The sequence below is a fragment of the Alkalicoccus urumqiensis genome, assembly GCF_002993335.1.
GTDB lineage: Bacteria > Bacillota > Bacilli > Bacillales > Salisediminibacteriaceae > Alkalicoccus > Alkalicoccus urumqiensis.
Genome location: NZ_PVNS01000002.1, coordinates 307,573 through 321,052, shown reverse-complemented (window position 1 = coordinate 321,052; position 13,480 = coordinate 307,573). Strand labels below are relative to the sequence as shown.

Below are 13,480 nucleotides of genomic sequence, written 5' to 3'. Positions count from 1 at the left end.
ATACGTATCAGCCGGATCCGATCCGCCAGGTGTTCATCCCCAAAGAAGGCGGAGGTAAACGGAAGCTCGGCATTCCAACGATCCGGGACCGTGTGGTCCAGCAGGCGCTGGTACAGGTGTTGACGCCACACATTGACCCGCACTTCTCCGAACACAGCTATGGATTCCGTCCGGGAAAGAGCGCACACGATGCGATCCGGCAGGCAGCTTCCTACCACGAAGCGGGGTACCGCTACGTGGTGGATATCGACCTGAAACAATACTTTGACACGGTGCAACATGACAAACTGATGCATCTTGTCGAACAGTTTATTCCGGACTGCTCGATCCTTCAGCTGATCCGCCGGTTTCTCCGGGCAGGCATTCTTCTCGGTGACAGCGTCATGCCGAACGGCATCGGCACGCCGCAGGGCGGTAATCTATCCCCGCTCCTCAGTAATATCTACCTCCACGAGTTGGATAAGGAGCTCGAGCGGCGGGGGCACCGCTTCGTCCGCTATGCCGACGACTGCAATATCTACGTGCAGAGCCGGAAAGCAGGAGAGCGGGTCCTGGAGAGCGTGACGACGTTCCTTGAAAAGGAGCTGCATCTGACGGTGAACCGGGAAAAGAGTGCCGTCGGCACTCCGACCAAACGGAAGTTTCTCGGCTTCTGTCTGCAGGCTCTCCCGAAAGGGAGAACCGGGATCCGTCCGCACCGCCGGGCGAAACAGCGGCTGAAACAAACGCTACAGAAACGCCTGTCGCGGAAGCGGCCGGGAAAACTCATAGATATCCTCCGGGAGGTCAATCAAGTGCTCCGGGGATGGATCGCCTACTACGGGATCTCCAGGATGAAAAACTATATCCAAAACCTGGCCCAATGGGTTCGCCGCCGATTCCGGCAGCTGATCTGGAAGCGGTGGAAGAAAGTTAAAACCCGCTACCAGAAGCTGAGGAAGCGCGGTATTCCGACGGATAAAGCCTGGGAGTGGGCCAATACCCGAAAGGGTTACTGGCGTATAGCCAAATCGCACATCCTCCACCGCTCCATCACGAACGAAGCCCTGCACAAGGCAGGGCTCCTCCACATGAACGCGTTCTATACCAAAATGCATGAACGATTCCACGAAACTTATTGAACCGCCGTATACGGATCCGTACGTACGGTGGTGTGAGAGGACGGAGGGGAGAACCCTCCTCCTACTCGATTGCATTTTTACCCTCCTGACCAGGTAGTATTCGTGTACTTAGAAGATGTGTGGAAGAACAGAAAACATCATCCTGTAGAAAAAAATGCGTACATACGTTTGACATACGACGCAGTATCAGTCGATAATAGACAAAGAGGAAAGTGAAAACCGTGTCATTGTATGGTACAGTGAGACAGGTGATGTGACGGAGAAAGGGGACGTTTTTGTGAGTAAGGAAGCTTTTCAATACAACGATGATGCGATCCAGGTGCTTGAAGGACTGGAAGCAGTCAGAAAACGCCCGGGAATGTATATCGGCAGTACGGACCACCGCGGGCTGCACCATCTTATCTTTGAGATCGTCGACAATTCCGTCGATGAAATTCTTGCCGGCTACGGAAACTGGATACAAGTCGTTATTCATAAAAATTCGCAGGTCAGCGTGTCGGACAATGGCAGAGGCTATCCGACCGGAATGCACGCGACAGGAAAACCGACGCCCGAAGTTATTTTAACGGTGCTTCACGCCGGAGGTAAATTCGGTCAGGGCGGTTATAAAACGAGCGGAGGTCTGCACGGTGTAGGTGCCTCTGTCGTCAATGCGCTCTCTAAAAGCCTTACGGTGGAAATTCACCGGAGTGGAGTCATCCACCGCCAGTCCTTTCACGACGGCGGCAGACCTGCTACAACACTCGAGAAAAAAGGGACCACGAAAAAGACCGGAACAACGCTTACGTTTGAACCGGATGCTTCTATTTTTCAAACGACCCAGTTTCATTATGAAACAGTAGCAGAGCGGCTGAGAGAAGCGGCTTTTTTATTAAAAGGCGTGACGATTGAACTGATTGATGAACGGCACGATCAAAAAGATACGTTTTATTTTGATACCGGGCTTGAAGCGTTTGTTGATTATTTGAATGAAGATAAAGAGACTCTCCACGATGTTGTTTCCATGGAAGGTGTCCATGACGAAATCGAAGTCGATTTTGCATTTCAATACAACGATGCCTATACGGAAAACCTGCTGTCATTTGTGAACAATGTACGGACGAAAGACGGCGGAACTCATGAACTCGGTGCCAGATCTGCAGTAACGAGAACAGTGAACGAACATGCGAGAAAACTCGGGCTTTTGAAGGAAAAAGATAAAAACCTGGACGGAAGTGACATCCGGGAAGGATTTACCGGTGTATTGTCTGTGCGGGTGCCGGAGGAACTTCTTCAGTTTGAAGGCCAGACGAAGAGCAAACTCGGATCTCCAGCGGCAAGAGCTGCGGTGGACCAGGTGATTTCTGCGTCCCTCGTTTATTACCTGGAGGAAAATCCGGATTTCAGCAATCAATTAATCCGTAAAGCCGTCCGGGCCTCCCAGGCACGCGAAGCAGCAAGAAAAGCACGTGAAGAGGCGAGAAGCGGGAAAAAAAACCGGCGTAAAGATGCTATGCTTTCCGGAAAACTGACGCCGGCACAGTCCCGGGATGCTTCGAAAAACGAACTGTATTTAGTGGAGGGGGATTCTGCTGGTGGTTCGGCAAAGCAGGGCCGCGATCGGAAATTCCAGGCGGTTCTTCCCCTCCGCGGAAAAGTCATTAACACAGAGAAAGCGAAGCTTGCCGATATTATGAAAAACGAAGAGATCCGCACGATGATCTACGCGATCGGCGCAGATGTAGGCGCTGATTTCGATCTGGAGGCAGCCAACTACGATAAAGTTGTTATTATGACCGATGCGGATACAGACGGCGCTCACATTCAAGTGCTTCTGCTGACCTTTTTCTACCGGTATATGCGTCCGCTCATCGAAGCAGGCAAAGTGTACATCGCTCTGCCGCCGCTGTACAAAGTGTCTGCGGGCAGCGGAAAGCGTGAGAAAGTGGAATATGCCTGGGATGAAGAAGGTCTGAAATCAGCTGTTAAGAACATCGGCCGGGGATATACAGTACAGCGCTATAAAGGGCTTGGGGAAATGGATGCGACACAGCTTTGGGAAACAACGATGAATCCCGAGACAAGAACGCTTGTTCGTGTTACAATAGATGATATTGCCCGCGCAGAAAGACACGTTTCTACGTTGATGGGAGATAAAGTAGAGCCGCGCAGAAAGTGGATTGAAAGCCATGTCGCATTCGGCTTGAACGAAGATACGAATATTCTTGAAAATGACAGCCTGTATGTAACTGAGGAGGAATAGCCGTTGGCACAAAAAGAACGATATCTGGATATGCCCCTCGAGGAAATACTCGGGGACCGTTTTGGAAGGTACAGTAAATATATCATTCAGGACCGGGCTCTTCCGGATGCGAGAGATGGATTAAAACCCGTGCAGCGGCGTATTCTTTTTGCGATGTATACAGAACGGAACACGTCGGATAAACCTTTCCGTAAATCAGCAAAAACGGTCGGTAATGTGATCGGTAACTATCATCCGCACGGGGATTCGTCCGTCTATGAAGCGATGATCCGGCAGAGTCAGGACTGGAAAATGAGAGTGCCGCTCGTAGAGATGCACGGAAACAACGGTTCTGTTGATGGTGATCCACCGGCTGCGATGCGTTATACTGAGGCAAGACTCGCACGGCATGCAGAGGAAATGCTTCAGGACATCCAGAAAGATACCGTTGACTTCATGCCGAACTTCGATGATTCGCAGGAAGAACCGGTCGTTCTGCCGGCAGCATTTCCAAACCTGCTGATTAATGGCTCGACGGGAATCTCCAGCGGATATGCGACAGATATCCCCCCCCATAATCCCGGTGAAGTGATTGATGCAGCCATCGCGCAGATCGACCGGCCGGATATCCCGGTGGAGCAGTTAATGACTTATATTCAGGGCCCGGACTTTCCAACAGGCGGAATCATCCAGGGTGAAGAGGGCATTAAAAATGCATATGAAAAGGGCCGGGGAAAGGTTGTTGTCCGGGGAAAGGCAGACATCCAGACCGTCCGCGGCGGAAGAAGACAGATCGTTATTGAGGAAATACCCTTTGAAATCAATAAAGCTTCTCTCGTAAAAAAAATGGACGAGCTCCGCATTGATAAAAAAGTGGACGGAATCGCAGAAGTCCGGGATGAAACGGACCGAACCGGCATGCGGATCGTCATCGAACTTAAAAAAGAAGCCGACGCGCAGGGAGTGCTTCACTTTCTTTACAAAAATACCGACCTGCAGACAGCGTTTAATTTCAATATGGTCGCCATTGCGGACAAAACGCCGACGTTAATGACGCTGCCGAAGCTTCTCGATGCGTTTATTCAGCATCAGAAAGAAGTGATCGTCCGAAGATCCCGTTTCGAACTGAACAAAGCACGAGACCGTGCCCACATTGTCGAAGGATTGATGAAAGCTGTTTCGATACTGGATGACGTTATTGCGGAGATCCGCAGAGCGCTCGATAAACAGGAAGCTAAAACGCGTATCGAGAAAGCGTTTGGATTTTCGGAAAAGCAGTCAGAGGCAATCGTGAACCTGCAGTTGTACCGATTAACCAATACCGATATCGAGACGCTCGAAAAAGAGCAGAATGAACTGCACAGACAGATTGCTCAGCTGGAAGAGCTTCTTTCATCTGAAAAAAAGTTAAAGAATCAGATGAAAAAAGAACTCCGCAGTGTAAGAAAACTATTTTCAACTGAACGGCTTACTGCAGTGGAAGCGGAGATTGAGGAAATTAAAATCGATCTGGAAGTGATGGTTCCTTCAGAGGACGTCCGCGTCTCACTGACAAAAGAAGGCTATTTAAAGCGTTCCAGTCTGCGGAGCTTCATTGCTTCAAACGGTGAGCAGCCTGCAATGAAAGAATCCGACCGGATGTTATTTAATATGGAACTGAATACAACCGACACACTGCTCGTATTTACAGCTTCCGGTTCGTATTTATATATTCCTGTTCACCTTATTCCAGAGATGAAGTGGAAAGACTCCGGGCAGCATATCGCAAATATTGTGCAGATGACACCTGATGATAAAGTTGTTGATACAGCTGTCGTAACAGACTTCAGCAAAGAGGACAGAGAGCTTCTTTTCTTAACAAAGAACGGCATGATTAAACGGACACCGCTTCAAGAATATAAAGCCCAGCGCCATTCCAAAGCGCTGATGGCGGTTAAACTGAAAAAAGAGGATGAATTGACCTCCGTCCGGACTGCATCAGCGGATAGTGACGTTATCTGTATCACCCACCAGGGTTACGGTCTCCGCTTCGGACTGGATGACGTTTCTGCTACGGGTATACGAACGAGCGGCATGAAAGCTGTTAATCTTAAAGACTCAGATTTCTGCAGAGCACTCGTAGCAGCTTCAACGGATAAAGATGAACTAATTCTCTGCACCCAGCGTGCAGCAGTTAAGAAAATGCCTGTATCAGAACTTGAAAAGCAGGCGAGAGCAGGGCGTGGAGTACGTGTATTAAAAGAATTAAAAAAGCAGCCGCATCGAATCATGTTCGGCGGGGTAGTGCCTGATAATACAGAGATTGTCATTATTACAGCCGATCAGTCGGAAACAACCAGGCGTGCGGATGCACTCCGCACCTCGGACAGATATCAGAACGGTAGTTTTCTTGTAGATACGGCAGCGCACGGAGAAGTGCACGACGTCTTTTTCCGCAGTGTAGAAGGCAAATAAAGTAGAAGGGTGCAGCCAAGCGCTGCATCCGACTCCTTAGAGAGTACTTTTAGTTTCTGCTAATTACTATACAGTAATATACCACTGTAAATAATATATAATAAACAAAAGTAATGCAGCAAAGGAGTGAGACGATGCCTTTCGGCTATAGTGATCATCTGCGGAAAAAAGGAATGAAAGAAGTAACGATTGATGAACATGTCCGGCAGCTTACGTATTTTTTTCATTATCTGGATTATACGTATAAAAAACAGAAGGAACTGTATGAGATCACACCGAAGGACATCCGACAGTACCTTCAACAGAAAAAACAGTCTGGATTAAAGGTATCAACGCTAAATAAAATAATTTCCATTCTGCATCATTTTTTTGATTTTGCATGGGATAACAGCCTGGTTGCAGTTGATCCAGCTCAAAAAATTAAGCATTTTAAATCAGAAATGCAGAAAAAGGAACCACTGACCTGGGAAGAAATCGACTATGTACTTACTGAAAAACTTGCTGAAGATATACCTGATAAGCATAAAATTATTTATATCCTGGCCTGCAGCGGGCTGAGACCGGAGGAGTTCCGTATCAACCGCAGTCATCTGCTCAGTGAGAAAGATACACTAAAACTTTTCGTCAGCAAGGAAAGTCATGAAAGAGTTATAACGATCAGTGGTGAGGCTGCGAGCATTTTAAAGCGATATAATGATGGAATTGAAGGGTCCTATTTAATTTCTTCCTACACACGCGACGGCGAGGAAAAGCCGATACAGCGGATGACCATCGGTATACATTTGAAGAAGGCTGCTCAGCTGCTTGACCGGGAATCTTTCACGACAAATGAAATACGGAGAGCACTTGCAGTCAAATGGACGGAAGAAGACGGATATGAAGAAACTGCAGAAAAGCTGGGAATCGATAAGCTGAGTTTAATGAAGCTGTTGTCCTGAGATTTTTGTTTTATCTCAAAATAAAAGTATACTTTAATTTATGAGACAGTAATTACTAAATCTTGATTGGTTCGCATAATTTATATTATGTAAACTAGATGAAAATATAAAAAGAAAGGAGCCCGCTGAATGATCTGCAGACTCCTTTCTTCTCTTTACTTATTATAAAACGATTCTGGGATTTGACCAAATGTCCGCTGATGATATAACAGCGGTTCTGTTTCGTTATTGTCGGCATGAACTACTTCGCCGATCAGCATCGTATGATCACCGGCATCGACCGTTTTGTACACGCGGCATTCCAGCAGCCCGCTGTATCCTTCGATGACCGGGTTGTTTTCTGCTGACGTCTTCCACGTAATCTGTGAGAACCGGTCCGTCCCTTTTGTAGCAAACAGCATGCATGTATCTCCCTGATCATGCGCCAGGACGTGAACTGCAAAGCGGTCTCCCTTCGCAAATACGTCATGTGTCGATACGTTTTTATCGATAGACCAGGAAATAAGCATCGGGTCCATCGAAACGGAAGTAAATGAATTAACAGTTAATCCTACCGGTTCGCCGTCGCCTGTCACTGCAGTCACGACCGTAACCCCTGTCGGATAGTTACCCATAATCCCTTTAAATGTTTGTTGATCTGCCATATTAACGCCTCCAAGCTGCAATGATTATTCTCTTGTTTACTTTATCACATTCTGCAATCGGTTACGAAAGGATGCGCTTGATCCGGTTCATTAAAAATGCTGCCTCTTTTTCCGGATCGTGCCGGTCTTTGACGCGTTTCAAAGCGCCTTCTCTCAATTTTTCCTGCAGGGAGGTATCCTGCTTCAGCAGGAGCACTGCATCCCGCAGTCCCTCCTCCCCTTCATACAGCAGCCCATTTTCCATATGGGTTACGACGCCGGCATTTCCTGGGATATCCCTTACTGCAGCCGGCCTGCCAAATGCCATGGCCTCCAGAACAGCCGATGACTGTCCTTCACTTTCAGAATGGTTGATGACAACATCACACTTCCTGTATAGCTCCCGCATTTCAGAAAAAGGAACTTCACCGGTCCATTCGAGCCATTCTTCTTGAAGAAAAGGAGAAATTTTTTCCATTTCATTCTCTTCAATGACGGGACCCGCGAGAAGGAGCCGGATATCTCCGCTCTCACCAAGTGGACGAAGAGCATTTACAGCCCCGGAAATATCTTTTACTTCCCTGATCCCTGCCGGAAGAAAAACCGTGAATCTGTCGGACTTTACCCGGGGCAGTGGGTCAATGGTGACTGCCTGAGGCAGCACAAGCACCTCTTTTTCAGGAAAATACGTGCGGATTTCTTTTTCCATGTACGTATCAAAAACGTGAATCATCTCCGCGTTCTCCACCATTTCGCGGACGACCGGTCCACGCTCCTCGGTATGAAGGTCCTGATTAATATCTGTCCCAGTGACGGTAACAATGTAAGGAAGTCCCCGGCCGAACGCACGGTAATATGCCGCAAATTTATACGCATGAAAGCCGATAACAAGCTCTGTTCCTCCGGGTAGTGGTTCGTTATCGGTTGAAGAGACAACAGCAGTCTCTGCCCCTTCTTTCGTTAAACCGCTCCATAAACGATCGGCGGTTATTTTGTTTCCTCTATTGGATCGGTAGTGTGGTGAGGCAATCGCCAGTTTCATAACTTCCTCCTAAAATAATGATGACAGACAAATCCCCCGGAAATGGATTTCCAGGGGAGTAGATGTTATAGATCAAGCGGTCGTCTGCCGGCATACCCCTCTTTTGGATGATGATAGAAAGCAATTTCGTCCTCTCCCTCTCTCCAGCAGAGAAGCACTTCGCTGCGTTCCATGAAAGATGGGAAATCAACCAGCCCCGGCTCAATTCCTTTCAGCTGCGCGCCGGTCTGCTGAATGTTCTGGACGTGAAGCTGAGCTTCCATTTCAATAAACTCCAGCTGGGCCTCCAGTTTAAACAGTGTATCCGAATCTGTTTTCACCTGGTTTGTTGTCTCTTCTTTAACCTGATGGTATGTCTGCCACTTCTCATCAAATTCCTGTTGTATACGCTTCAGTTCATTTATTTCCTGCTCAATGAGAGGCAGCAGCCGGTTTGCCTGCTCGATGGTGAAATATTTTTTCGGCATGATGTTCGCCTCCTCGGAATGTCAAAGTTTTGTCTATACTTTGTTATACCCTGAGGGGGACGCACGCAAACAGGTTAAATTAGACCGAAATGACGAAAAGCTTCGGCTACGCCGTGATCATCATTGCTTTTTGTCACAAAGTCTGCGGAATGTTTAATGTCTTCCTGCGCATTGTGCATGGCCACACCCAGTCCGGCAGCTTCAATCATTGTTTTATCATTCAGACTGTCGCCGCAGGCAATGACATTTTCAAAAGATAAGTTATACCACGACAGCACGCGTTGGACAGCGTCTGCTTTGTGAACACCTTTTGCATTAATTTCAAGATTTAATGGATGGGAGTTTGTAATTTCGATCAGGTGCTCCACGTCTTTCAGTTCTTCAAGAATTGCATCCCGTACGTCCGGATTTCCCGTATCGTAACCGAATTTGAGCCACGTTTCCCCAATAATATCGTCGGGCATTTCCTGTTTCCAGACTTTCGTTGTCGTTGCCGCCCAGTGCCGAGTGTTGTGACGTCTGCGGATATTCCACAGCGTGTCGACAATTCTGCTCTCAAGCGGCGTCCGTTCAACCAGCTCGGGACGTCCATCCAACTTCCAGATTTCACTTCCGTTTCCTGTAATTAAGTGACCGTCCAGTCCGAGCTCCTCGACATAGGATTCTACGGCCATCAGGGAGCGGCCGGTTGCAATTACAATATGAATTCCTTTTTCTTTTGCCTGTACCAGTGCATGTTTATTCTGCTCGGAAATGGTATGGTCGTTCCTGAGAAGCGTGCCATCCATATCGAGCGCTGCAAGTTGAATGTTTTTCACCGTTTCCTCCTTTAATTCCTACCAGAACACAAAATATACGACGGAACCAACTGCGAGTGGGATGAATGCCACCACGTAAAGCAGGATGATCCGCTGAAAGTGTTTTTTTGTTTTTTCTTCATCATCATAGGATTTGTCCTCGGGATTGATCCCGATCATTATCGTTGCTGCCAGACCCAGTATACAGATCAGTGCAGCGGCAGCTATGAGCCAGATCATCTTATCACCCTGCTTTATTATAGCGGATTATTTCCTCTGCTTAAAGCATCAGGTCTTTTCGGAGCAATTTCCTTTTCGTGACGTTCCAGCGGAGCATCTGAAAAGTCGTTTTCCTCCGACAAATATCGTTCAATGATGTCTTTTTCCTGACGGACAGACTCCGAAGCGAGATTTCGTACTTCTTCCTCCAGACGAAGCAGTTCCGGATGCAGCTTTTCAAACGCCTGCTCCTCCTCCTGCTTTAAAAACAGCTGAATCCGTCCCGAAGCTTCCGCCGTTAGATCGTCTTTCAAATGCTTTAGTTCGTCTCCTTCAAAAAACTGCTTTTTTGACTTTACTCTTGATGCATACTGTTCCGGTTTTTCGAGTAGACGCAGTTCGCCTTCGCCTGTTTTCAGCTCAACGGAAGCTCGCGGTCTCTCTACAAACGCGTTGGCGCTTATCTCCCTTATTTTTTTCTCATACTGCTCTGTCCACTTTCGGAAAAGACGCTGTACAGCGTAATTCAGGCGGATGGAGACTGCTTCCCATTCCTGGAATAAAAAGCGCCTGCCCATCATTTCCCAGTCAATAACCGCAGCCTCGAGAGACTGCTGCAGTTCTCTGCGCCCGTCACCGGATATCGTAGAAACATTAATGGCCGACTGGAAATAATCGTGCAGCACGTACGTCATCCGTTTACGCAGATAGAGCATAAGCTGCTCCAGTTCTCTTTCTGCATCCCGGCGCACAAAATGGAAGTCGAGCTGATTCAATGCTTCTTCTTCGTCCTGCAGGAGCTGCTTTTGATGGTGAAGCCGTTCGGCATCTGCATCTGTCATTTTCTGTTTTTCCACGGCAAATGCTTCGATCCTTGCCAGAAGACGGGATTCGGCTTCCGCAGTCATCTGATATGTCAGCCGTTTCAGCTCTCCGGAGATATCCGTTTTGAAATAGTTGTAAAATGTATCAAACGACGTGTCTCCGCCTTCAAATGCCCCTCTGGAAGAAACATGAAATAACCGGGGGGACTTGTACCCGAACCGCTTCAGCTCACCGGAAACATGGTCTCTTACTTCCCTCAGCTCCTGCTGATCTGAGGCGAGATCGCTCGCATTGATGAAAAAGTACAGTTTATCCTGATCGAAACTTTGGTTAATTTCATTCATCTGCTCCAGGAAGTATGCATCTGCTTTGGAAAACGCATGGTTATAGTAGGTTAGGTAAAACACGGCATCGGAGCGCTCCAGCTGCTTAAATGCTACGTTTGTGTGCCTTCCATGTACCGAATTAACACCTGGTGTATCGACCAGTATACCTCCCATTTTCGTAAAATCGGTATCTGCGTACATGACGATCTCATCAATAAGACAGGCTGTATACTCATCGGCCACATATGGTTCCACTTCCTGGATGGACGTTTCAATAATACCGCCGAATGTTACTTTTTTCTCGCGCAGGCTTTTCTGCAGTACAGCGAGATAATCCAGCGCTGAACGCTGCATCCGTGATTTTGTTCTGACCGAGCGCGGGTTGAATTTGCCGATCGTATCGATATCCAGTACTATTCGCAGACTTTCCGCAACCGAGGCGATTTCCTGTGACAGTGCCGCTCTCGTTTTGACACGTATCTCTGCCTGCTGGTCCAGCTCCGGTGACGGAGGCATCTTAACAGTGTTTACGGCTGCAGTCGTCGGGTGAGGTGCCACCGGCATAATTTTTCTTCCGAGCATGGCATTGGCAAAACTGGATTTTCCAGCACTGAAGGCACCGAAAAGAGAAATCGTCATCGTCTGATCTTCTGCTTTCTTCAGCATATCCGTAAGCAGCTTAATTTCTCTGGATGTCACCGGACCTTCTTCAAGCGTTTCCAGCCATGCTTTCAGTGAGCGGGCCCACGTTTCAGCTTCTTCCTCATCAAATGCAGGAGCTTCCGGCTCCGGCTGCATGGCTTCTTCCGTGAACGTTTCCTCCCGGCCGGTCACCGCAGTCGACCAGATTGTTTCCTCTTCTGCCTCGGCTCCCTCTGCGTCACGGATCTGATCAAGAAGCGGTTTGACTGAACCTGCCCTCGGTTCATACTGCTCCGCCTCAGCTAGCTCTTTATTGAGGCGGATTTCCTCCCGTTCTTTTTCAGCATGAAGTGCCTCCAGCTCGCTGAAACGTTCTTTTTTCTCTGCCGCTGCCTCAAGATCTTCTTCTTTTGCCCGTTTGATGCCGCTTAGATACACCTGCAGGACTTCTCCGGCCTGACGCCGTACATCCCGGATAAGCTCATCGTTCAGCTTACCTGCAAGCGTATAGATGTACTCCGTTTTATTCTCTGCGCCGCGGATTCGTTCCCGGAGCCATTCTTCATCTACGGTAATCAGCAGACGGTCCATAGCCCGGCTGAATTCATCCTGATTATCGAGGCGGCCGGTTTCCAGCGAGCGGAAGTAATCCTCCACGTGATAAAGAAGCTGGGCACGGATCGTGTCGTTTACTTCCACCGCAAGCTGTTTCAGACGGCGGGAGCGCTCTTCCTCCGTTTTCCTGCCTGCAAAGAGAAGGCCGGTCTTAAAGGAGCGCTGTATCGCTTCTACAGCCTGCTTCAAAAGCTCCATTGCCGTATAAGGAAACAAATACACATTGTCGTATACACGCTTCATGGAATCTTCATACGACTTCTCCAGTGCCTCCTCCCACGTTCTCAGTTCCTCATACTCCTCCTCGAGCTGTGACGCTTCCTCAAGCTCTTCGGTTGAAAAGCCCTTTGCTTCCGCTGACGCGGCAATCTCTGACATCCGTTCTTCTGAAACGCCGCGCAGCCGGTTGACGAGCGACTCGTGGAATCCCTTATTAAGCGCTGCTTCCGCGGAGGCGTGAAATTGACTGCTCGCTGCAAAAATAGAGGTCAGCTTTCTCCGGAGAGAATCAAATTCATTCAGCGGGTGATCAGGCTCTTTCATCGACGTAAAATAAAAAGCTGCATAGCGGATATACCAGGATTCAAACAGCGACTCCACCTGCTCTTTAAAAACATCTGCCTGTACTTCCTCTTCTCGGTGTTTATCAATCTGATTAATAACGATAATGACCGGCTTCCCGGATTCAGACAATTCTTTAAGAAAATACAGGTTCGTTTCAGACTGCACATGATTGTAGTCCATCACATACACGATAACGTCCGTTGCAAACAGCTGCTCTGTCGTCACTTCCGCATGCGTCGGATCGGTTGAATCGACTCCCGGCGTATCTGCAATAACGCCATTTTCCCCGAGAAGATTGAGCGGTGCACGTATCGTAATACCCGATACTGCATTTCCGTCTTTTCCCCAGGAACGGACTTTCTCCCACGGAATTTCTTCATCGAACGACCGGGTGACAAACCCCCGGTCATCCAGAATATCAAGCCCGAGCCTGCCGCTCATGATACGGATGATGTTTGCGCTCGTCGGAATGGGACTTGTCGGCAGTACTTCCGCTCCGAGAAGTCCATTTAATAACGTGGACTTTCCTGCTGAAAAATGACCACAGAATGCGATCTCAAACGTGTTTCCTTTATTATGTATACGCTGGAGTCTTTCTTGTTCTTCCTGCGTCAGTTCCATACCCT

10 protein-coding genes are annotated in these 13,480 nt (G+C 48.3%); 4 read left to right on the top strand and 6 right to left on the bottom strand.

All coding sequences use genetic code 11. From position 1 onward, the window contains the following. From ltrA to C6I21_RS03305, 4 genes are all read left to right on the top strand, one after another. Window positions 1–1,121: group II intron reverse transcriptase/maturase (gene ltrA, locus C6I21_RS03320; RefSeq protein ID WP_105958002.1), on the top strand; the 1,121-nt coding region annotated here is incomplete at its 5' end. Between the two features lie 277 nt (window positions 1,122–1,398). Continuing rightward, window positions 1,399–3,363 carry a DNA topoisomerase IV subunit B gene (gene parE / locus C6I21_RS03315; protein ID WP_105958001.1) on the top strand — a complete coding sequence of 655 codons (1,965 nt, stop codon included), beginning with the start codon at window positions 1,399–1,401 and terminating at the stop codon, window positions 3,361–3,363. Window positions 3,364–3,366: 3 nt separating this feature from the next. Then, window positions 3,367–5,796 carry a DNA topoisomerase IV subunit A gene (parC, locus tag C6I21_RS03310; protein ID WP_105958000.1) on the top strand — a complete coding sequence of 810 codons (2,430 nt, stop codon included), beginning with the start codon at window positions 3,367–3,369 and terminating at the stop codon, window positions 5,794–5,796. 134 nt (window positions 5,797–5,930) lie between these two features. After that, entirely contained in the window at window positions 5,931–6,734 is an 804-nt protein-coding gene (locus C6I21_RS03305; protein ID WP_181186066.1) for a tyrosine-type recombinase/integrase, read from the top strand. A gap of 155 nt (window positions 6,735–6,889) precedes the next feature. Here C6I21_RS03305 and C6I21_RS03300 read toward each other — a convergent pair whose 3' ends face one another. The 6 genes from C6I21_RS03300 to C6I21_RS03275 all read right to left on the bottom strand — a co-directional run bounded on the left by C6I21_RS03300 (window position 6,890) and on the right by C6I21_RS03275 (window position 13,475). After that, complete coding sequence (locus tag C6I21_RS03300; protein WP_245411523.1) at window positions 6,890–7,378, bottom strand: flavin reductase family protein; 489 nt, start codon at window positions 7,376–7,378, stop codon at window positions 6,890–6,892. Between the two features lie 61 nt (window positions 7,379–7,439). Then, complete coding sequence (locus C6I21_RS03295) at window positions 7,440–8,399, bottom strand: glycosyltransferase (protein WP_105957998.1); 960 nt, start codon at window positions 8,397–8,399, stop codon at window positions 7,440–7,442. Between the two features lie 65 nt (window positions 8,400–8,464). Then, window positions 8,465–8,866, bottom strand: a complete 402-nt coding sequence (locus C6I21_RS03290; protein ID WP_105957997.1) for a DUF2203 domain-containing protein — start codon at window positions 8,864–8,866, stop codon at window positions 8,465–8,467. Window positions 8,867–8,940: 74 nt separating this feature from the next. Then, window positions 8,941–9,684, bottom strand: coding sequence for a Cof-type HAD-IIB family hydrolase (locus tag C6I21_RS03285; protein WP_245411522.1), 744 nt, complete (start codon window positions 9,682–9,684; stop codon window positions 8,941–8,943). Between the two features lie 18 nt (window positions 9,685–9,702). Then, window positions 9,703–9,903 (bottom strand): hypothetical protein, encoded by a 201-nt coding sequence (locus C6I21_RS03280; RefSeq protein WP_105957996.1) that lies wholly within the window; start codon window positions 9,901–9,903, stop codon window positions 9,703–9,705. A 17-nt stretch (window positions 9,904–9,920) separates the two neighbouring features. Further along, on the bottom strand, window positions 9,921–13,475 hold the full coding sequence (locus tag C6I21_RS03275; RefSeq protein WP_105957995.1) for a dynamin family protein: 3,555 nt from the start codon (window positions 13,473–13,475) through the stop codon (window positions 9,921–9,923). Between the last annotated feature and the right edge of the window lie 5 nt (window positions 13,476–13,480).